Origin of the sequence: uncultured Solobacterium sp. (genome assembly GCF_963517755.1) — a bacterium.
Taxonomy (GTDB): domain Bacteria; phylum Bacillota_I; class Bacilli_A; order Erysipelotrichales; family Erysipelotrichaceae; genus Bulleidia.
The window spans coordinates 1-22,885 of sequence record NZ_CAUQGG010000009.1 but is presented as its reverse complement, the minus strand read 5'-3'; the positions used below and the strand labels follow the sequence as shown (position 1 = coordinate 22,885).

General features: G+C 37.8%; 20 protein-coding genes. 4 read left to right on the top strand and 16 right to left on the bottom strand.

Translation table 11 applies throughout. The features are described from left to right. On the bottom strand, positions 1-864 hold the full coding sequence (locus RWM19_RS06320) for a glycerophosphodiester phosphodiesterase family protein (protein ID WP_313985005.1): 864 nt from the start codon (positions 862-864) through the stop codon (positions 1-3). 6 nt (positions 865-870) lie between these two features. Beyond that, positions 871-1,599, bottom strand: a complete 729-nt coding sequence (gene yaaA, locus RWM19_RS06315; protein ID WP_313985001.1) for a peroxide stress protein YaaA — start codon at positions 1,597-1,599, stop codon at positions 871-873. A 40-nt stretch (positions 1,600-1,639) separates the two neighbouring features. Here yaaA and RWM19_RS06310 point away from each other — a divergent pair, with 40 nt between their 5' ends. Beyond that, positions 1,640-2,107 carry an SseB family protein gene (locus RWM19_RS06310; RefSeq protein ID WP_313984998.1) on the top strand — a complete coding sequence of 156 codons (468 nt, stop codon included), beginning with the start codon at positions 1,640-1,642 and terminating at the stop codon, positions 2,105-2,107. A gap of 34 nt (positions 2,108-2,141) precedes the next feature. Here the strand turns inward: RWM19_RS06310 and RWM19_RS06305 are convergent, their stop codons facing one another. The 3 genes from RWM19_RS06305 to RWM19_RS06295 all read right to left on the bottom strand — a co-directional run bounded on the left by RWM19_RS06305 (position 2,142) and on the right by RWM19_RS06295 (position 5,386). Then, positions 2,142-3,185 (bottom strand): alpha/beta hydrolase, encoded by a 1,044-nt coding sequence (locus RWM19_RS06305; protein WP_313984995.1) that lies wholly within the window; start codon positions 3,183-3,185, stop codon positions 2,142-2,144. 49 nt (positions 3,186-3,234) lie between these two features. Further along, positions 3,235-4,089, bottom strand: coding sequence for a patatin family protein (locus RWM19_RS06300; protein WP_313984993.1), 855 nt, complete (start codon positions 4,087-4,089; stop codon positions 3,235-3,237). An 88-nt stretch (positions 4,090-4,177) separates the two neighbouring features. Next, entirely contained in the window at positions 4,178-5,386 is a 1,209-nt protein-coding gene (locus RWM19_RS06295; protein ID WP_313984991.1) for a helix-turn-helix domain-containing protein, read from the bottom strand. A 117-nt stretch (positions 5,387-5,503) separates the two neighbouring features. On the opposite strand from RWM19_RS06295, the gene RWM19_RS06290 reads away from it, so the two are divergent. Both RWM19_RS06290 and budA read left to right on the top strand, forming a co-directional pair. Then, positions 5,504-6,502 carry a 2-keto-3-deoxygluconate permease gene (locus tag RWM19_RS06290; protein ID WP_313984988.1) on the top strand — a complete coding sequence of 333 codons (999 nt, stop codon included), beginning with the start codon at positions 5,504-5,506 and terminating at the stop codon, positions 6,500-6,502. Between the two features lie 26 nt (positions 6,503-6,528). After that, positions 6,529-7,239 carry an acetolactate decarboxylase gene (gene budA / locus RWM19_RS06285; RefSeq protein ID WP_313984985.1) on the top strand — a complete coding sequence of 237 codons (711 nt, stop codon included), beginning with the start codon at positions 6,529-6,531 and terminating at the stop codon, positions 7,237-7,239. Between the two features lie 81 nt (positions 7,240-7,320). Here budA and dusB read toward each other — a convergent pair whose 3' ends face one another. From dusB to rpsL, 10 genes are all read right to left on the bottom strand, one after another. Then, complete coding sequence (gene dusB, locus RWM19_RS06280; protein ID WP_313984982.1) at positions 7,321-8,307, bottom strand: tRNA dihydrouridine synthase DusB; 987 nt, start codon at positions 8,305-8,307, stop codon at positions 7,321-7,323. Next, positions 8,300-9,178: an Hsp33 family molecular chaperone HslO gene (gene hslO / locus RWM19_RS06275; protein WP_313984980.1), complete on the bottom strand. Its 879-nt coding sequence runs from the start codon at positions 9,176-9,178 to the stop codon at positions 8,300-8,302. The genes dusB and hslO overlap by 8 nt, the downstream gene beginning before the upstream one ends. Next, positions 9,175-10,905: a sugar-binding domain-containing protein gene (locus RWM19_RS06270; protein ID WP_313984978.1), complete on the bottom strand. Its 1,731-nt coding sequence runs from the start codon at positions 10,903-10,905 to the stop codon at positions 9,175-9,177. Before RWM19_RS06270 ends, hslO begins: the two co-directional genes overlap by 4 nt. A 22-nt stretch (positions 10,906-10,927) precedes the next feature. After that, the gene (locus RWM19_RS06265; RefSeq protein ID WP_313984975.1) at positions 10,928-11,320 is read right to left on the bottom strand and encodes a hypothetical protein; all 393 of its coding nucleotides are present in this window, start codon (positions 11,318-11,320) and stop codon (positions 10,928-10,930) included. 119 nt (positions 11,321-11,439) lie between these two features. Next, a complete protein-coding gene (locus RWM19_RS06260) occupies positions 11,440-12,489 on the bottom strand; it encodes a lipoprotein (RefSeq protein WP_313984973.1) in 1,050 nt (349 codons plus the stop codon). A gap of 221 nt (positions 12,490-12,710) precedes the next feature. Continuing rightward, positions 12,711-14,171 carry an SLC13 family permease gene (locus tag RWM19_RS06255; RefSeq protein ID WP_313984971.1) on the bottom strand — a complete coding sequence of 487 codons (1,461 nt, stop codon included), beginning with the start codon at positions 14,169-14,171 and terminating at the stop codon, positions 12,711-12,713. Positions 14,172-14,291: 120 nt separating this feature from the next. Beyond that, entirely contained in the window at positions 14,292-15,485 is a 1,194-nt protein-coding gene (tuf, locus tag RWM19_RS06250; RefSeq protein ID WP_313984968.1) for an elongation factor Tu, read from the bottom strand. Between the two features lie 83 nt (positions 15,486-15,568). Further along, positions 15,569-17,641, bottom strand: coding sequence for an elongation factor G (gene fusA / locus RWM19_RS06245; protein WP_294024434.1), 2,073 nt, complete (start codon positions 17,639-17,641; stop codon positions 15,569-15,571). Positions 17,642-17,659: 18 nt separating this feature from the next. After that, entirely contained in the window at positions 17,660-18,130 is a 471-nt protein-coding gene (gene rpsG / locus RWM19_RS06240; protein WP_006526017.1) for a 30S ribosomal protein S7, read from the bottom strand. Positions 18,131-18,148: 18 nt separating this feature from the next. Beyond that, positions 18,149-18,568, bottom strand: coding sequence for a 30S ribosomal protein S12 (gene rpsL / locus RWM19_RS06235; protein WP_028078655.1), 420 nt, complete (start codon positions 18,566-18,568; stop codon positions 18,149-18,151). A 298-nt stretch (positions 18,569-18,866) separates the two neighbouring features. Between rpsL and RWM19_RS06230 the strand changes: the two genes are divergently transcribed. Further along, positions 18,867-19,757 (top strand): hypothetical protein, encoded by an 891-nt coding sequence (locus RWM19_RS06230; RefSeq protein ID WP_313984960.1) that lies wholly within the window; start codon positions 18,867-18,869, stop codon positions 19,755-19,757. A 77-nt stretch (positions 19,758-19,834) separates the two neighbouring features. On the opposite strand, the gene RWM19_RS06225 is transcribed toward RWM19_RS06230, so the two are convergent. Next, entirely contained in the window at positions 19,835-22,378 is a 2,544-nt protein-coding gene (locus tag RWM19_RS06225) for a Spy0128 family protein (RefSeq protein WP_313984956.1), read from the bottom strand. Between the last annotated feature and the right edge of the window lie 507 nt (positions 22,379-22,885).

The window sequence follows — 22,885 nt, the reverse complement described above, 5'->3', positions numbered from 1 at the left end:
TTACTGTTCTTCGGAACTTGATTTACCATCTGGCAAAAAGTGTTCAAAAATAAAGTAATCAAAATACTTATGGTTTTCTTCTAACTCCTGTTTAGAGCGAATTGTCCAAGCTACTGCAGGATTTTTAAATAGACAATGACACAACATGCGTGAAAGGTTATAACGGTTATGGTGGTTATACGCAATAAAGTTTGGTCGTGTAATAAAGTTTGTTAGAAGATACTGCATAATCCTCGTTGCAACAAACATCTTTCCTTTTGCTTGTGCGTTAGGACGTTCAGCGAGTTGACCACGAATAATCTCAGGACGATTCTTGCGATACCAGTTTACACAAGCAGGATGAAACGACTCCACACAATATACACCGTGATATTTTCGCAACAACAAATCTGCCTTACTACACAATACATTTGTATCAGTTGATGAATTGGCTACCTTTAATTCCACAATCAAAGGAACTTTTCCATCTACCAATTTTAATACATCTTCAAACAGAGGAACCTTCTCTTTACTTGTTAGTAAGTGATATCTCTGTAATTCTTCTAGTGGTAGTTCTGTGAGTACTGTATTAATGACTGCACCATTTTCATCACGTAATAATCTACCAGTCTTTCCATCGTGAAAAATAACAGGTACACCATCTTTGGTTAGTTGCACATCTAGCTCAATACCATAACCATTCTCTACTGCTTTCAAAAAAGCAGCCATTGAATTCTCTGGAATATTCCTTTGTGCATCATGTAAACCACGGTGAGCATAATAGTGATGACGAAATCCTTCCCACTTGTCATCATTAAGATTCTGGGGATGAATCATCCATAGATAGAGTAAACAAATACTGATTACGATAATCATACCAATCATTGTATCTTACTCCTGTGTAATAAATACAAAGTGTGTATCATCAGAAAGTTCAGCATCATAGTAATAATGTTCATTAAATTTCTTAATGTCTTCAGGATCAGTGATGTGATTTTGTGCCATATACCAAATCATATCTCCACGTGCCATCTTTGCCTTGGTCGCCTTTGTAATTAGCTTTCCATTCTTGAATTCGCCAAAGATAATATGAATCATGCGATCATTTTCTTGAAGATAATCTTTAATACAACGTGAATACTCTTCGGACGCAAGATTGATAATCATATTGTCATTGAGCTCACGATAAAGCGCATCATTCCAATAGTCATATAGGTTACTACCATCTGGAAATACCGATAACATTTCCAAACGATATGGTGTAATACCATCCATTGGCTTTAATACACCATAAAAACCAGAAAGAATGCGGAAGTGCTCTTGCAGATAGTCTAGTTCATCCTGACATAGAGAAGTCGCAGATAAATGCTGAAACGCAAGACCACTATAGCTAAATAGTGCAGGTGAAAGATTCTCATATAAGTTCATCGTTTCAATCCGTTTCATATTTTCAGCTAAGATTTTATCGTTACAACGGTACATATGCTGTAGTTGTTCAGCACTCATTCCACGCAGTTTTTTTAGTAATATTTCTGTCTTCGAAAGAAAAACTGGTGTTGTTTTTGGGGCTAAATCTTCATCTTGAATCATCTTTTTGGTTGGAGAGAATATTATTTTCATGTTCCTATTATATAATAAATGCAGAAATTGTGAGGATTACATGCAAAAATTTAATTCATTAACTGATACAACGATAGATACAAAACTAGAAAGCCTACTCTTAGATCGCAAAGCACCTCTTAGTGAAGAAGGTATGCAAAAGATACTAGAAGAGTTAACACTCTATATGGCAGGTGCCCGTCGATTCTATGTTGCCTTCTATCCAAAAGAAGACGCAATCAAAAATGACAGTATTCAAGCATCTAATATTGACCGTGTTGATTTAATGCAGGCAACTGATGGTGAAAAGTATCTTCCTGTATTTTCTACATTAAAAGGACTACAAAAATTTAAACCAACACTACAAAAAGATGAACATATCTACATCGTCACAAAACAAGATATATTAGATTTCCTAAATCTAAACACAAAGGTTGCGGCAGCTGTATTAAATCCTCTTGAGGATGACTTATTATTGTATCGTATGCAGCTACAGAATCTTATTCAAGTACAAGCAGAACAACTATAAAAATAAGCCCGGGATAAACATCTCGGGTTTTACTTTAATATTTATTTTTCCTATCCATGTATGCATGGAAATTACGGAATATATCCTCTTGAAAAGATATATCTTCTTGACTGATTTCATCTTGTCTTGCAAAGAAGTTTTGTTGCGCATATTGAAATACCTTCTGCTCAAGATGTATGAGTTCTTTGGATATCTTTGCATCTGGACAGCATGTATCAAACATGTGGAAACAACCCGCATACTCTTTTAACATGATAGTCACACCAGCTTTATACAAGTGTTTCATATAGGTTACCGTTTCTTCATGGAACGGTCCTAATGTTCCTACAACCGTAAAGGTCGGTGGTAGATTTCGAAAATCCTTTAATCTTGCGGGTGCACAGTACACTGGTACATCCTGTAGATTCCGTTTATATAACTGCCAATGGAAGTACTTTTGTGAAGTCGTCCAGGCTAATGTTTCTTGTTTATTTTCGCTAGATGGGCGATCATCAATCATCGGATATAGCGGCATTTGAAATGCAATCTTCACTTCATTCATATCACGTGCATATGCAGATAACGCAGCCACCAATCCACCACCTGCGCTTTCACCACCTACAAATAGTTGGTGAAGGTTAATATGTAACTTGCATGCATGTTCCCTCATCCACTTGAGTGTTAGATAAGCATCTTCTAAGGCCGCCGGGTATGGAGCCTCATAGCTCTTGCGATAATCTGGCAATACCATAACTACGTTTCCATTTATTAGGAAACGTTCCGCATATGGATAGCACTCTTCAGGTAGTGCTGTTCCATATCCACCACCATGAAGCCATAAAAGACCTGTACATTCCTCTTTGCTAAAATGATTTGGATAAACAATACAGATACGCAAAGAAGAACCATCATTTCTTAGAATCATTTGTTCTTCCATATGGGTTGTCTTACCAAACCATTTCCCATAAAACTTACGTTTTAGATTTCTATCACGCTCTCGAATTGCAGTAATCGAATTGAGTAATGGTTGATTGTTTAACACCACATTTGCGTATTTTCGTAAATCACGATGAATCATATCCGTTGTTATTTTCATCATTCCCCCAATAGCGTATTTATTTTATCATAAATTACTATTTCAAATGATGTCATTCACCCTGTCTTAAAAACATCTTTAATTCTGCTAGTCTTTTCATCGCTGTTTTACGACCTTCTTCATAGACTGCACGAATTCTTGTACGATCATGTTCAATTCTACCAATGTTTAACGCTCTTTCTGGTTGAATTACAAATACGTTATTCTTCGCAACCTCTTCTTTGATATATGCAATTGTTTCATTATAGGTTTCATGACGCGATTCTAAATCACGTACCATATTTGGATACTTACGATACTTTGCACGAATTGCCCTCATCATTGGCTGTGGCTTTTTTACATAATTCTCTGGTTGTGTTAAGACAATTACATTCTTTTCATATCCCATCTCTTGAAACTTCTTAATAGGGATAGAATCAGAGATACCACCATCTAGATAAATATGTCCATTGATATGTACTGGACTTGCAAATACTGGCATTGAAGCAGAAGCACGTACAAAATCTAATGATTCATTATTGATATCCTTAACATCGTAATAATATGGTTTACCACTTTCAATATCTGTTGCGACTAAATAAAACTTCATTGGATTTTTAGAGAATGTTGCTGCATCCATTGGGTCTAACTTTTCAGGCAATGTATGATAGCAGAACTCCGCATTGAAGAAGTCTCCTGTTTTAATCCATGATTGAACACTTGCATATCTTGGATCCTTTGCGTATTTCATGTTATAGCGGAACGTACGACCAATCTGCTTACTCTTTAGATTTACGCCAAAGCACGCACCAGCAGATACACCAATCGCACCATCAAATGTAATATGGTTTTCCATTAATACATCGATAACACCTGCCGTAAAGATGCCTCGCATCGCACCACCCTCAAGAACTAGTCCTTTTTTCATACTTCATCACCTCAATGCGGTAAGTTTATCATAATTTTTTCTGATATCTTTTTGTTAAGCTCAATATTCACCAAAATAACATAATTCATTACTTTCCAAATATATCACTGGCATGCATATGTTCTAGAACAATATCATCTTGATTCATTTTAATTAAACATAAGCCCAAACTAATTAAACGAATTAATTTTTCACTCTCGTGAGCATCATCGATATGAAACATATCTTTAATTTTTCTAAGACGATACACAATTGTATTCCGATGCGTAAATAACTCTTGTGCAGTTTCAATTACAGAATGATTTTTTAATTCATAATAATATAGTGTTTCACAATATACCGTATGATTTTCTTTATCATACTCGTACATTCTTTTATATACATCAGGTACTAAATCAAATCGACTTTTCATCTGGTCCAACATCAGACGCAAACGATACCCTTCCGTATAGAATACTTTGGCCGAGAAAGTCCTATTTTGTAATAATGAGGTTACCTCTAAAATTTGTTTATAAACCTTTGGCAACTCATAGATATCTTTTATAACACTAGAGACAACAACACATACCTGGAATTCCTTTGCAATGGTCTCTAGTATTTCAACTTGTCTTTTTTCATGTATAAATAGCAGAATATTCTTCTGATATAAGAATGGACGTGTTCCTGCTAAAGCAGTTTCTAACTTTGCGTCTAATGAACGATATGACATCTGTAGATTTGTTCTATTTGATACATCAATAAGTACAAGATGTCCTTGATCCATCTGTTCAAGCCACGTGTTCGTTATTTGTAGTTTAAATAAAGCAGGATTCTGATAATCCCCATCTAATAAGTGGGTCAGAATCTCTTCTTCTGTATTTTTCGAAAGAAATTGATTTTCAATCTGGGCTAAGTATTGTTTTGCCAGGATCATTTCAATTTTATACATATCATTATCACTGACTAGTTCTAAATGACCTTCTACATCTACACAAAATAAATAACCGATATTTTTATGTTCTGCGCTTAGCGTTGAGACTCTACGTCTCCACGGGCTTTCTTCGATTGACAAAAATACTGGCTTCTTTAAATTTGGCTGCCAGTTTAAATTACGTACAACTTCATAAGTAATATGTTTACTCTCGATTGTTGAATCAAAAGGGATATCCTGAAAGTCTTCTGACTTATAATAAGAAACTACATGAAAGGCATCATCTAATATTAATATTGGGCATTTTAATAATATTGATGATATTTTTACCAGTCCATCTAGGTTAACACCAGTTAAAAACGCATCCACTAATTTTGAAATATCCATCCACACCTCCGATTATGCTGATAGCACAAAAAGAATACTCACTATTATATGTTCAGAACGGTTCATTATCAAATAAAAAATTATATATTGATTACGTTGTTTTTAAAGGAGATAGTTATGTCAGAAGAAAAAAAGAATGTTAACATCTGGAAATCCTTACAGAAGGTTCCAGCAGGAACAATGTTTGTTCCATTAATTATTGGTGCAATCATCACCACAATTGGTCAAGGAATCTTCAATGTAGATATCTGGGCTGTATTAGGAAATCCTATGAAGGATATGTTCTCATCCTCTGGTCAGATGTTGATCATTGGTTTGATGTTATTCTTTACAGGTACTGGTGTTAAGGTTTCAGATTTGAAATCTGCACTTGGTAGAAGTGTTCCACTTATTATTGTTCGTCTTGTAGTTGCATATGCATTATGTGCACTATACTATGTATTATTTGGATTTGAAGGTGTATTCGGTATTCCATTCCTAGCCGTTGCATGTGCAATCACAAGTGCTAACGCTGCACTATATATGGGTATTATTTCTCCATTCGGTGATGAAGCTGATAAGGCTGGATTTGGTATCATGTTGATTTGCTCAATGCCTCTATTACCAATCTTATTCTTAGGTTTCTATGGAACATCTGGATTTGGTATCGCTCAGGTTATGCAGATTATCGCATTATTGATTCCATTCATCTTAGGTATGATTCTCGGTAGTCTTGATGCAGATATTCGTAAAGTATTTGCTGGTGGTAATGCAACAATCTTACCATTCTTAGGATTTGAGTTTGGTTCTACAATCAACTTATTCAAAGCACTAGGTATGATTCCACAAGGTATCTTATTAAGTATTGCATACTTCGTTATTGTTATTGGTCCATCTTATTTCGTAGAACGTAACATTCTACATCGTCCAGGATATATCAGTGTTGCTTCAGCTTCTCTTGCAGGTGTTGCACTTGCTATTCCTGCAATGGCTGCTTCAAGTAACGCAGCATTTGAACCATTTGTTTCATCAACAATCGCGATCTTAGCATTCGTACTAGCAATTACAAACGTTGCAGCACCATTCCTTGTTAAAGCTGAATTACAAAGACATCCAGCAGACAACATGGCGAAATAAAGAAAAGAAAGAAGGAAAAAGTTATTATGCAAAAGGTTTTACAGGTTTCTACATTAAACGCATTAATGTTAGGTGATTTTAATGGCGCAATGACAGTAAAGGATTTACTAAGTGATTGCGACACAGGTATCGGTACATATGAAGGACTTGATGGCGAAGCATTAATTGTTGATGGTGTCGCTTATAAGGGAACAGCTGATGGAACAGTTGTTAAGATGGCTGATACAGATACATTAGCATTCTCTACAGTTACTAAATTTGATCACTCTGTTAAGGAACAAACAATCACAAATGTTGAAGATATTAAGACATTAAAGGAAAAGTTACAACCAATCGTTGATCAAAACAAGAATATCTTCTACATGTTCTTAGCACATGCTAAGTTCTCTAAGATGCATGTACGTAGCTGTTACAAGTGCGCAAAACCATATCCTACACTTGCTGAAGCAGCTTGCGAACAAAGAGAATATCACTATGAAAATGAAGAAGGACAGATTATCGCAATCTACTGCCCTGATTATGTAGAAGGTATCAACCTCCCAGGTTGGCACTTCCACTTCTTATCAGATGATAAGACACATGGTGGACATATCTTAGGACTAAGCGCTGATGAATTCACATTCAAGATGAACGCTATTCCTGAATTTGATTTAGTTCTTCCAACAGATTCTGACTTTGGTAAGTTAAATCTAACAGAAGATCTATCCGAAAGTACAAACGCTGTTGAAGGAAACTAACCCCCTTATCTTTCGACATGAATGTTTGGCCCTGTATAAAAACAGGGCTTTTTTTATGCATGCATGAAAAGAACTTTATGGCTATTGTTTCTCCATAAAGTTCTTAATTAATAAACGATATTCTTCGATAATTTCCTTCATCTCATGAAGAGAAGAGATAGAAGATAAACGATTCTTATACTCTGAGGCATGTGGTAAGCCTGTAATATACCAACCAGCCATACCACGCATCATACAGATGCCATTCCTTTCGCCTTCATACTCACAAAGCTTTTCTGCATAGTGATATGCAAGATCCAACTTCTCATTGTAATCAGGTTCTACATAACTACCACCATTCAGATAGGCATCTACTTCCTTTAAGAAGAATGGTCTTCCTAGAAGTCCACGCCCAATCATGATTGCATCACAACCCGTTTCTTCTAACATACGTTTAGCATCTTCTGGTGTCCGAATATCACCATTGCCAATCACAGGGATATTCACTGCATCCTTTACTGCTTTGATATATGCATTATTAGAATGTCCTGTATATTGTTGCCCACGTGTACGGCCATGTACTGCTACAGCACTAACACCAGCCTTCTCTGCAAGCTTTGCGATTTCTACACAGTTAATGTGGTCAATATCCCAACCTGCACGCATCTTTACCGTTACAGGACGATCTGTATGAGTCACCACTGCACGCATGACTTCATACGCAAGCTCCGGTGTCCGCATCAAATAGCTTCCAGAATGAGCTTTTACCACCTTCTGTACAGGACAGCCCATATTAATATCAATCATATCGCAACTTGTATTTTTGGTTAGATACTCAGCTGCTTCAGCCATCGTAACAGGATCACTACCAAATAACTGTAAAGCAACTGGATGTTCACCCTCACTAATACGGCACATATCCTGTGTCTTTGCGTTTTGATAATGCAATGCTTTATCACTAATCATCTCACTGACCACAAGACCAGCTCCATAATCATGCATGATTTCACGATAGACCGGATTAGAAATTCCAGCTAAAGGTGCTGCGACAATTTGATTCCGTAATTCTATATTTCCAATCTTAACCACGTTTCTTTAACTCCAATACTTCTTTTAATTCTTCTGGTGTAAATTTATATTCTTTATTACAGTATTGGCAATGAATATCTGCACCCTTACCATCATCAATCATTTCTTGTAAGTCATGGTCAGAAAGCGTTGCGAGCGCATCCTTATAGTGTTCATGTGAACAACCGCAATACCAACGAACATCCTTATATTCCAAGAAATTCGCATCTTCGAAATACATATGAATAATGTCTTCAATTGACTTTCCTTCACTAATCAATGTGGATACTGGTTTCATCTTTGCTACAACCGCTTCGCATGCACTGATGACTTCTTCCGTTGCGTTTGGAAGTAACTGTAAGATAAATCCACCTGCAGCCAAAATACTACCATCAGGATTTACTAGTACACCTACATTTACAACCGAAGGCGTCTGTTCAGAGACTGCATAGTAATACGCAAAGTCATCACCAACCTCACCTGTCTGAATATTCACCATACCAGAGAAAGGATCTTTCAAACCCATATCACGAGTTACGGTTAACGTACCCTTCTTACCAATTGCTTTACCAACATCTAAATGCCCATCCTCACGTACAAGATAGATTGCAGGATCTCCAATAAAGCCCTTCACATTTCCACTACCATCAGCTTGTGCAAGTACAGTACCAGCTGGACCATGTCCATTAAAGATACAAGTTACCTTTTCATAGGAATTCTTCAAATCACTACCCATGATAGCTGTAACCGTTAAGGTTCTACCTAACGCTGCAGCAGAAGTAGGCATACAGTGATGTAACTTTCTAGCTTCTTCTACGATATCTGTTGTATCAACTGCGTGGATTCTAACACTACCACCTAACGCTTCTGCGATAACAATTTGATTTCTCATTTCTTTAACCTCCTCATGCATCGTTGATTAAGATTACGAATTCTCTTCTCATCCAACTTCACGATTTCTCTATCCGCCGTCATAATACCATTACACTCATCTTCCACATCCGTTAACTGCGTAAATACACAAGCAGTTAATCCCTTTGGAATATTACGGATAATACTATCTTCATACAATTTACGAATCGCTGTATTTAACTTTAACTTATCTGTGAATTTTTTGTAACCATAAAGCTTTTGAGCAAGGCTATGTCCTGGAATTAAATAAGAATAACCCCCAAACTCAGATAAAATTGACATTCTCTTTTCATGATTCTGTGGATTTGTATAGGTATGGAAATACACATGGCGACTATAGAAATCCCCAGCACCTTGATCATGCCAACCACTCGCACTATCCACAAAACGTGTTAAGTCCACCAATTGAATGTGCTTGGTTACTTTAGCACTATCAAACTGTCCCCAACCTTCATTGAAAGGAACCCACGCGAAGATAGATACAACATTATACAAGTTATGAATCATTGCATTTAATTCATCATAGTATGCTTTCTTAGCCCAGTCATCACCTCTACCTAGGTGTTTTTGCTTCTGGTCATTCATACGCGTGATATTTAAGTGTGGTAAGTATAAAGTTGTCAATTTACTTGGTTGGCCACCATTCGGCATATCCTGCATGACAAGCATTCCCAATCTATCCGCATGATAATACCAACGACGAGATTCCACTTTGACATGCTTGCGTATCATGTTAAAACCTAACTCTTTTATTTTTTGAATATCATAAATCATCATCTCATCATCAGGATACGTTAAGTTTCCCTCTGGCGTATAGCCTTGATCTAATACACCACTTAAGAATACTGGTTCATGATTTAAACAGAAACGAGGATAACCTTTTTCATCCTTCTCACAAGTGAAACAGCGCATACCAAAATAACTCTTCACGATATCATCTTCTGTTTCAATATATAAGTCATATAAGAAAGGATCTTCCTGTGACCATGGATGCATGTCTTCAATATAGATTTCATTGCGCATCTCCGCCGTCATCTCATGATAAATCATCTTCCCTGCGGCACTGATTGTAATTGTCGCATGATTAAAGTCACCTTCCATCTCCAGATAAACTGTCTGTCTATCATAGTTTGGTGTAATCTTCAAAGCATGGACCCCATGTAGCGGTACATCTTCTAACCATACCGTCTGCCAAATACCAGATATTGGGGTATACCACATACCACCATGTTGGATTTTCTGTTTTCCATATGCATACTCACCTGTATCACTTGGATCGGTACACTTCACAAGTAATGCATTCTGATACTTGATATAACTAGATACATCAAAACTAAATGGCTCATATCCACCAATGTGTCTACCAACTTCAATACCGTTAAGGTAAACAATACATTGTTGATCAACTGCTTCAAAGTTTAAATACGTGTGATATTCTCCTGGCTTATAAGAGAACTGTTTCTTATACCATAATACTTTCCCAGGTAATAATATCTCATCACTACCTGAAAGCTGTGAACCCAAAGGGAAAGGAACGTTGATTGGCTTCCAATTATGTTCATACGGTAACTGATTTGTATCTGTAATCTGATATTCCCAACGACCGTTTAAGTTCGTATAACTACCACGCTGCAACTGCATGCGAGGATATTCCTGTAGCGGGCTATTTAGATTTACATTCTTACCCCAACGACTCATCACTTTCATGCTAGCCTTCCTTTCCTACTGGTTATTGTTTCCGTGTTCGATAACCGATAAATACTGTTACTAAAGCTGCTAAACCATGTACCTTTAAAATATATGTCAAGATTGTTTCAAACATCTTCATTGGTTCTGTATACTGTGCAACACTATTAGCGACGGTCCATCCATAGATTATCGATAGCACAAGCGAAACTGCAATCATCCCTAAAGATATCGCTGTCGTAGGAATTTTATAATTTCTTAAAACAGACCATAACTGCGGTAATGTCACTAATAAAATCATTCCTATTATTCCATTCACAGACATTATCTTAAAGTTACATAAAATCATCAAAAACGATGTCACAACCATCATCAAGATTCCAGATACAAGTGTAATTAATACTTTTAAAATAATACTTTTACGTAGTTCTTCCATATTTTCTCCTGCCACTCATTATAGCATAGTCACCACTATCCCTCACTTTCCTTCTACGCATAGAAAAAAGAATATCTCCGGTTTCCCAAAGATATTCTGATTGTTCTAATAGATTTGAATTAGTTAAGTTTTGAAGCGGTAGCGATAGCTGTTGCTGTTACCTTCTGTAGAGAATCAACACCCATTGTGCATCCTGTCATAAGGTCTTTATCAGCTGTTACAGTCTTACCACCTTCGTTCGTAGTAACTTTCATAGCAGCGATTTCCTTAGCAGTCTTACCAACTGTCCATTCATCATATGCCTGATTCTGTTCAAACCATTCCTTACCGATAGAAGAAGCCTTCTTCATGCTATATTCATCCTTCTTTTCAGCCTTTGTAGGTACAGCCTTTGCTTCACCATCTAAAGCACCAGTTGTTGTAAACTTCACAGCGTTTTGAGCTACGTCAGTCTGTGTGAATACAACCTTACCGTCATTATCTAACGCAACTACACCATATGTAGAGCTAGCCTTCGCTTCACCACTCTTTTCAGCAGTAGCGTCCTTACCGGAAACTTCCGTCAAGATTGCAGAACCTACAGAAGCTACATTCTTCACTTCAACAGCGTTCTTAACAGCCTTATCTAAAGCCTGTTGGAAACCAGTAACACTGATTGTGCATCCTGTCATAAGGTCCTTATCAGCTGTAACTGTGTGCTTTTCATCCTTTTGTGTTGTAGGCATATTTAATACTTCTTCAACTGTCTTACCAACAGCCCACTTCTCTAAAGCCTCAACCTGTTCGAACCATTCCTTCTTGATTGAAGATTTGTCCTTCATTCCATATTTATCTCCTAAATCCTTCTTGGACATAGAAGTAGCATTATCAGAAGTAACATGACCAGCTGAATCAAAAGTAACCTTATCCTGAGCTACGTCAAAGTATACATACTTGATTACATTGCCTTCTAATACAACTGACGCAAATGTTGTATCGAACTTTACTTCTTTATCATAACCTTCATTTATTTTGCCTACTACGTTAGTAACAGAACCCGTACCAACCATTACAGTAGCAGCTGTTTCTTCCTTTGTAGAAGTTGTATTTGTGGAAGACTTCTTGGATCCTCCAGCTGTGCAACCTGCCAGCATTGCAACAGCACATAAAGTTGTTAGAATCTTTTTCATTTTCTAAATTTCCCTCCATCTAACTTAAGTCTGCTTATTGATAATAACTATCACTATTCAGTTAGTCAATATGAAAATGATAATTTTTTCACAAAAATATGAAATTGTATAGTATCTATATTTATTTAACCAATTTCATAAGAAAACCGGTAGACTCTTCTACCGGCATGCATGTGAACAACCATCATTTATCACAAGTAAATTTAGTTGTTTTAATCAATTTATAGTAACGCTGCCGCAATTGGATAACCAATAAGCGTAGAGATCACTACCGCTACAACCATAATCATAAATCCATATACCATCATCTGCTTTGTGTTTGTCCAACCACTCGACACCGCAATTGCTACACAAGGCATTGCTGGAGGTGTCGCAAACGCAAATGCAGACATCATTCCAACATTCACAATCAATGCAGCAATATTTACCGCTGTAACATTCGCCGTTACCGCTAGAGCAGCGGCAGAAACAACTGTAGCAGTTACCATATTGCTTGATAAATTTGTTTGAATAGCAGCCCAAAGAATAAAAATCAACACCATGATCATCACAGGTAAATGCGATGTAATCGGAGATAATCCTGCAGATATCCATGCAGTAACACCAATATCACCATTGGTAATAGCTGCACCAAGCGCAGTAGTACCAGCACACATGATCAGTGAAGGCCAAGATACGCCCTTGCTCATTGCTTCACCAAAGTTCAATAAAGGCTTTCCTTCATCCGTCATAATCGATAGTAGAACAACTCCCACTAAAGGCGGAAAAGCCGTACCTAACTTATCTAAATACTTGAGACAAACATAGATACATCCTTCCTTAATGATATGCATGCATAGGTTCGGTAAAACCCACATGCATACAACAAGAATGAATACCGCAAGCACAAGATTTTCAGCACGTGTTGTTTTTTCCTGTTCCACATGAATCTTCTTTTTTTCGTAATTTACAAATGCTGAAGTATCTGGATTAATCACATATCGAAAAACTAATAGTGTGACTAGTGCCGTTAAGATACCAACCGGGATTGCCGCAAGCATATAACTGCCATAATGAATCACATTTCCATATAACTCCGTATATGCATTCATGGCTATCACAGGAAATACATGCGCAATCGGTGTCATACCAGAAGAGATTCCGCACATAATGACTGTTCCCATCATTAATACAGACGCAAACTTATCACCTTTCTTCAGTTTTAATAAAACATAGATTTCTTCTAAGATTGGAAGATATACAAAGAATAACACCGTAGGTGAAATAAAACTGCCTATCACAAGAATACTTGCAAAATATAATGCAATAAACATCCAAGGACCTTTCATCGCAAGATTAGAATTAATAAATAGTAATGCTATTCTCTTGATATAGGAAGTCTTCGATAGTGCATATGTTACCACAAAGGTAAACATCAAGAATACAACAATCGTTCCACCATACGCACCGGATAAGATTGTACCAATCTTTAATTCAGGCACAAATGCAAGTGCACCTATTAATAGAATTGATGGCCAATCAATCGCAATCGTTAACCACAATAATAAAGTTCCTGCAAAGATTCCTAATACCTGCATTCCAGATGCGGATAAACCAGCTAATGCAGGCAGAAAACGCATACCAAACATCAATAACAAAGATATGATAATAATTATGTTTCTTTTGCTACTACTCTTATTCATAGAGTTAAATTCTCCCCTGTAATTTACTACAACAACTAGTATAACGCAAATTACGAATTTTGATTCATAGAAATCGCACAGAAAAAGGCACTCAATGAGTGCCTTATGCAAGTAATTAAATTACTTAACGATTTCTGTGATAGAACCAGAACCTACTGTACGTCCACCTTCACGGATAGAGAACTTAGTTCCTTGTTCTACAGCGATAGGAGCTAATAGAGTTACGTCCATAACTACGTTATCGCCAGGCATGCATAATTCTGTGCCTTCTGGTAACTGGATAACACCAGTAACGTCAGTTGTACGGAAGTAGAACTGTGGACGGTAGTTAGATACGAATGGTGTATGACGTCCGCCTTCTTCCTTAGTTAATACGTAAACCTGAGCCTTGAACTGTGTATGTGGAGTAACTGAACCTGGCTTAGCTAATACCTGTCCACGTTCGATTTCTTCACGGTTAACACCACGGAGCAATGCACCGATGTTGTCACCAGCCTGAGCGAAGTCAAGAGTCTTACGGAACATTTCAATTCCTGTAACAACTGTCTTACGAGTAGGCTTGATACCAACTACTTCTACTTCGTCGTTTAAGTTTAACTTACCACGTTCAACACGTCCAGTAGCTACTGTACCACGACCTGTGATTGTGAATACGTCTTCAACTGCCATCATGAATGGCTTGTCGAATTCATGAACTGGAGCTGGGATGTAAGCATCAACAGCATCTAATAATTCCTTAATTGCTGGCTCCCACTTTGGATCGCCTTCCAAAGCCTTTAATGCAGAACCACGGATTACTGGAGCGTTGTCTCCATCGAATCCATACTCAGAAAGAAGTTCACGAACTTCCATCTCTACTAAGTCGATTAATTCTGGGTCGTCAACCATGTCGCACTTGTTTAAGAATACAACAATCTTAGGTACGCCTACCTGACGAGATAATAAGATGTGTTCACGTGTCTGTGGCATTGGTCCATCAGTAGCAGCTACTACTAAGATAGCACCATCCATCTGAGCAGCACCAGTGATCATGTTCTTAACATAGTCAGCGTGGCCTGGGCAGTCTACGTGAGCGTAGTGACGTGTATTTGTTTGGTATTCAACGTGTGCTGTGTTGATTGTAATACCACGCTCCTTCTCTTCTGGAGCTCCGTCGATCTGATCGTAAGCTTCGAATCGAGCCTTACCATCTTCTGGGTGTGTTGATAAATACTTTGTGATTGCCGCTGTTAATGTTGTCTTACCGTGGTCAACGTGACCGATAGTACCAATGTTAACGTGTTCGAGCGACCGGTCGAAATGTTCCTTTGCCATAATATTTTTTCCTCCTGGTTTTTTCTACCTTTATAAGCTGTTTCCATTTTATTAGAAACAGTACTTATTTACAATCATTTTTACTACTTAGTTGTGTTTTTCTCAATAATTTCTTTAGCAATGTTCTTAGGTACTTCTTCATAGTGGTCCATTTGCATTGTATAGATACCACGACCCTGTGTAAATGAACGTAAGTCTGTAACGTATCCAAACATTTCTGCTAATGGAACGAATGCACGTACCTTAATTGCATTACCTGTTTCTTCTTGTTCACGAATTTGTCCACGACGCTTTGTGATATCACCCATTACAGAGCCTAAGTAATCAGCTGGAGCTGTTACGTCAACTGCCATGATAGGTTCAAGAATTGCAGGATCGCACTTCTTAGCTGCTTCCTTTAATGCAAGTGAAGCCGCAATCTTATAAGCCTGTTCAGATGAGTCGACATCATGGTAACTACCGTCGAATAAGACAGCCTTAATGTCTACGATTGGATAACCAGCAACTAAACCGTTGTTTAAGGATTCTTCCAAACCTTGTTGTGTAGGCTTGATAAATTCCTTAGGTACTGAACCGCCGACTGTTTCATCAGCAAATTCAAATCCCTTACCTGGGTTAGGGCTAAATCTAATCCAAACGTCACCATACTGACCGTGACCACCAGACTGACGAACAAACTTACCTTGTACTTCAGCTTCCTTACGGATTGTTTCACGGTATGCTACCTGTGGTGCACCTGATGTAGCTTCAACCTTAAATTCACGTCTCATACGGTCCATGATGATATCCAACTGCAATTCACCTACACCGGCGATAATTGTTTGTCCAGTTTCTTCATCTGTATAAGTTCTGAATGTTGGGTCTTCTTCAGCAAGCTTAGCTAATGCTTCATCCATCTTCTGTGAGTCACCCTTTGTCTTAGGTTCTACAGACATCTGGATAACTGGTTCTGGGAATACCATGGATTCAAGAACAATTGGATGTTCTTCATCACATAATGTATCACCTGTAGTTGTGTTCTTAAGACCAACTGCACCAGCGATGTCACCAGCATAAACTTCTTCAATATCCGCACGGTGGTTTGCATGCATGCGAACCAAACGTCCGAAACGTTCACGCTTTTCCTTAGAAGCATTTAATACATAGCTACCTGCCTTCGCGATACCAGAGTATACACGGAAGTATGTTAGACGACCTACGAATGGGTCTGTAGCCACCTTAAATGCTAAGGCACTAAATGGTTCATCATCAGAAGGATGACGTTCACTTGGTGTGCCATCTTCTAATGTACCCTTGATAGCTTCAATATCTGTAGGTGCAGGTAGGTAGTCTACAACTGCATCTAGTAATAACTGAACACCCTTGTTCTTATATGCGGAACCGCACATAACAGGGAAGAATTCAGAAGTCATAACACCCTTACGGATAGCAGCCTTCACTTCTTCAACTGATGGTTCTTCACCATCAAGAACCTTCATCATCAATTCATCGTCATAGTCTGCAACTGCTTCTAGCATTGCTAAATGCATCTCTTCAGCCTTAGCCTTGAATTGTTCATCAATTTCACTAACTTGAATATCTGTACCGTTATCGTTAGTGTACATGTGCTGCTTCATAGTTACTAAGTCGATGATTCCACGGAATGATGATTCAGCACCGATAGGCATCTGAATTGCAGCTGCCTTAGCACCTAAACGATTTCCAATAGAAGCAACGCTCATTTCAAAGTCAGCACCAGTCGCATCCATCTTGTTTGAGAATACGATACGTGGTACGCGGTATTCTGTAGCTTGGCGCCATACTGTTTCTGTCTGTGGTTCTACACCAGCCTTAGAGTCTAATACTGTAACTGCTCCATCCAATACACGTAAGGAACGTTCAACTTCAGCTGTGAAGTCTACGTGGCCCGGTGTATCGATAATGTTGATCTGGCAATCTTGCCAGTGGCAAGTTGTAGCAGCGGAAGTGATTGTAATACCACGTTCCTGTTCCTGAGCCATCCAGTCCATCTGAGACGCACCTTCGTGTGTTTCACCGATCTTATGAATCTTACCTGTGTAGAAAAGGATACGTTCAGTTGTTGTAGTTTTACCAGCATCGATGTGAGCCATGATACCGATATTACGAATCTTATTAAGCGGGAATTCTCTAGCCATTGATTGCTCCTTCCCCGATTAGAAACGGTAGTGAGCGAATGCTTTGTTCGCTTCTGCCATCTTATGTGTATCTTCTTTCTTCTTTACAGATGCACCTGTTCCATTTGCAGCATCCATAATTTCATTGGCAAGACGCATTTCCATTGTATTTTCATGGCGAAGTCTTGCGTAGTTAACGATCCAACGTAAAGATAATGTCAACTTACGTTCAGCAGATACTTCTACTGGTACCTGTAAGTTTGCACCACCTACACGACGAACCTTCAATTCTAATTGAGGCATTACATTGCCGAGAGCCTTTTCGAATACTTCCATTGGGTTCTCGCCTGTCTTCTTCTCAATCTGAGCGAATGCATCGTATAAAATTGTTTGAGCTGTACCACGCTTACCATCAATCATAATCTTGTTGATCAACTTAGTGATTAACTTTGAATTATAAATTGGATCAGGAAGTACATCACGCTTTGCTATATAACCTTTTCTTGGCATGTTCTATTCTCCCTTCTCTTATTTAGCAGCCTTTGGCTTCTTTGCACCGTATAATGAACGGCTTTGATTACGGTTTGCTACACCGGCACAGTCTAATGTACCGCGGATGATGTGGTAACGTACACCAGGTAAGTCCTTAACACGTCCACCACGGATCATAACAACGCTATGCTCCTGTAGGTTGTGTCCAATTCCTGGAATGTATGCTGTTACTTCTAATCCATTGGATAGACGAACACGGGCATACTTACGTAAAGCTGAGTTAGGCTTCTTAGGTGTCATTGTACCAACACGAGTACATACACCTCTCTTCTGTGGACTGCTGAGTTTTGTTACACGCTTCTTAAGTGAGTTTACGCCTCTGTTTAATGCAGGGGACTTTGACTTGTAAACTTTATCAGTACGACCTTTGCGTACTAACTGGTTTATTGTAGGCATTTCAGTTTCTCCTTTCATTTTATGCACACATTTCCAAGTGTGCCAAACCTTAGTCTAAATATAAGCCTTACTTCCGTAAAGCCAGTTTTTTCGCTAAGCGTAATAATGATACCTTTTAATGCCTTCAAAGTCAATATACTTTTTATCATATTTTTGACGGTTCTATGGACTTTTGCCTCCGTATAATCTCTACACGAAAAGTTCATTCTTATATCATGGAATATCATTGCCATATGTATTATAGTAATAGAAAGTCCAATATGTATTTTTCATATTGTTTTTATTCAAGGAGGTTCCAATGGCAAACAAAGTATGTGATTTCTGCCTAAGTGAAGGAAAAGGTCTTTTTAACCAACCTAAGAAAATAGAAGATGGCCATTACATCTGTAAAGACTGTCGTTCCATATTAGCTTCTTATAATCTTCCTATCAAGCACGATATCTTCCAGATACTCGTTACCGCACAAGAGAATATGCGCGATATGATTATGGAATCCTACATCAAGAATCATAATATCGATGAAATGATGGCGAAGTTCTACCCTGTCGATGATATGCCACTGCATCCTGGGGAACATTGTATTTCTAAGGTAAAGGCATACCAAACAGTCACCAAGGATTCCATCCCTTATACACGTGCAGTTTCAAAGATTGCAGAGATTTCTAAAGCTACAATTCAAAATATCGTTGATTCTACAACACGTACCAACTCCCATAAAGTTGAGGGTATTCTCTATGAAACTGATGTAGCGTTCTACTTCTTATCTCCAAACTATGTCAACTGTCACCGTTTGGGATATGCATTACGCAATCGTAGCGATACAGATCGTATTAATGTCGTTACACCAACAGCACGTTATACATACATGCTAGATAACTCTGATTTAATTTTCATGCGTGAACGTTTCTATCAGAAATTAAACGCTGCTAGAAACAATAAAGATACACACTTAATCTATATGTCAGATGATAATCACATACGTATTACCCCTGGTGTATACGATATTCCAAAGAGCTTACGCCCTGGCAAATATGTCGTTACTGCAATCCGTGATGCAGGTCTTCACATGAAAGATTCATTAGGTAGAGTAAAAGACTACTATGAAAACGAAGAAGTCATCGACCTCAGCGATGGTGGTGTATTAGAGTGCACAGGTGAATACGAATTAAAGTGGATTAGTCACAAATAAAGGATGTACACTGTACATCCTTTTCATATTACTAATTCATACATGCATGTTGTATGCATGTATGAATAGAAGTTTTATTAACGTAATTGTCTCTTATATCCAGCAGCCAACAACATCAATACCGCAGAAGCTGCTAGCATACCAAACATGAACATCATATTTGCTGTACTATCACCTGTCTTAGGAGTTACAGGTGCTTTTGGAGTCTCGTATTTATTCGTGAATTCGAGATTTCCAACTACTTCTGTACCTCTCTTGATTTCGTAAGTAGATACCAATTTGTTATCTGCATCTGTTGTTACATCTACTGTAACTGTGTACTCTGTTTGATCGTATGTGTAATTTGCTAAGTTTGTATTTACTTCTACAACTTTATAAACATACTTGCCGACTGCTTCAAATTCAATCTGGCCAAATTCAACTTCACCAGCACCATTTACAGATACAACCTTCTTCGAAAGATTCGAACCAGGTGGCATTGGTACTTCAGTTACGTTTGCTGTTGTACTAACTGCCGTTAATTCAAACTTGAATTCACCAGCTGTGGTTGGTGTATCGCCAGTTAGCATCTTCTTTACCTTGAAGTTTTGATATGTAAAGTTAAATATATTCTTGAAACTTGGCTCACTATCAACACTAGCCGTCAAAGTACCGTTGTTCTGTGTAATTGTAATCGTAACTATCTTTTCAGAAGTATCATACGTTACACCATCTAATGGATTTGTTAAATCTTCCTTCACGCTGAACTTATATACCCCTGGTTTTGTGAACTTAATTTCATCAAATTCAAAGGAACCATTTCCTAGTGGAGAAGCCTGAATATCAGCTGTCAACGAAGTTGGCAATGTCACACCATCATAGTTTTCACCAGGAATCTGTGCAAGAACTGTCTTAAATGTATTTCCAGGAATTGTCATTTCAACATTATTTTGATCAACATATTCCTTTGAACCGGTAATCTTTACAGACACTGATAAATAGTTTGGAACGATCGTCGCAAAACCAGGCTGTGTTGCGCTTGTAATACTAAACTCACCTGTTGTTGCAGCTAATGTACCTGCTGTAGCGTAAGTAGGATTAGGCTTGAATTCATCGTTATTAAATATGTAATCACCTAAACTGCTTTCTTGTACTAAGCGATAATTACCAACAGATAGGCCGGAGAATGTAGCGATACCACTTGCATTTGTTGTTGCAGTCGCCTTACGTCCTCTAATAAAGTAATCAACCCATGTATTGTTGATCTTTCGTTGAATCTTAAATGTTGCACTAGGAATGACATCCGTATTGTCATTTGCATCTACAGCCTTCACGATAACTGTGCCAGCAGCCACAGAGGCTGTACCACTTGATTTATCGATTGTATAAGAAACAGATGCTGAATCAGTTGCTTGATCAGACTTCACTTCACCTGTATTTGTCACATTCTCTAAACCTGTAATGCTTGGATAATGTGTATCAAACTCCGCAAAGAATGTAACCACATTTCCATTTGATGGTCCATTTACACCATAGATATCTTTAATCTTAGCGATACCAGCTAAGTTTGGTTCTAAATCTGTATATTTCAATGAATCGTTAGACATATTTGCGATGAATGTATCGCCACCAGTTGCTGGGTCTCTAAAGATACCATAGCTTAGTTTTTGTGCCTTCACTTTTGCATAGAAAGAATCATATGTATCAGAACCCGACTGGTAAATCTGTGTGAAGTACTGTTTTACAGGGATCCAGTTGCTTTGATATTCAATTGGCATGACTGTACCTGGAGTTGCTTGAGCATAGTACGCATTACCAGCAGCAGGAACTTCCATCCAGTTATAACGGACCGCAGTGAATGAAACTGTATTTTCATCGATAACGCCATCATAAGGAATCTTATCCACAACCATTAAATTTGTTTGTTCAACATATGTTCCAAAGGAACTATCAATATTGTTATATGTATTAAATAAACGCAGCGATCCAATTTGATTCGCAATTAACTTGATATGCGCAGTATCATAGCTAGAAGTCCAACCCTGCTTTTCAAGCAAACGGTTATTAATTGTTCTCGTGTTTGGATCTGGAGTCCCTCCACCAGTTGACGTACCTGGAACTGTAGGTGGAACTTTAAATGTTACGTTTGTACTAGCATCTTCAATTGTTAATTGCTTTGTGGATGGATTGCCTGCAATAGCACCATTCTCTAAAGCCTTTAGTCTTCCACCAGTATATACACTTCCAGAGAAGAAGTTTTTATCTGTTGGAAACTCAGAAATAACAGTTAACTTAATTTCAGTATCTGTAATTGTTGCTGTCGCAATCTGCTCTCCATTTTGTGCAAGTAATGGTAAATCTGTAATTGGTAAATTCCCAAACATTGTTCCAATATTTGTAGAAAGTGTTACTGTATCCCCTACATTCATTGCATTCTGTGCCAGAGTATAGATATTAAAATCAAACTTCAGAGATGCAAGTGCACCGACAGTCACCGGGTTTGGTGAAACTGATACATTTGAGATTGAAATGTTATAGCCATCCTTTTGTGTATCGGCATATACATTACAATTTGTTGAGAATAACCCTAGCATAAATGTAAGGGCTACTAGTAATGCAAAAAATCTTTTAATAATTTTCATTTGCTTCCTCCCAGTTTGCGCAAATTCGGTTAACCACATAAAAAAACCGATACGTTGGCATCCTGTCCATATAGTATCGGATTTATCATTTTTACTCAACTAACATGCTCAAATCTTAATCATTTCTTAATCAAACTTTAAGAATCTAATGTTGTTATATGCATTATGTGATTTACAACAGATGAGTATTCTTATTTATTTGGATATTACATGCCCTGTTCTTACATGCAAAACACAAGGCAGACCTAATCATTAAGACAACTTGCTTCAAGATAAGAATTACACTTTACGACATATCGAAAGCATATTTATTTACTTTTAAAAATTAGCTTTCTTTTCCAATAAGTTTTCCACTTTCGCATTTTGCATATTTTTTACTTACAGGAAAAATAAAAGGCATCCGATAGTTCGGATACCTTTGCATGGAGCCTTATTAGGAAAGATTATTATTCTGGCGCTCTAAAATTACTTGGGGTTGGGGTACCGCAATGAGAAATCTTGGGGTAC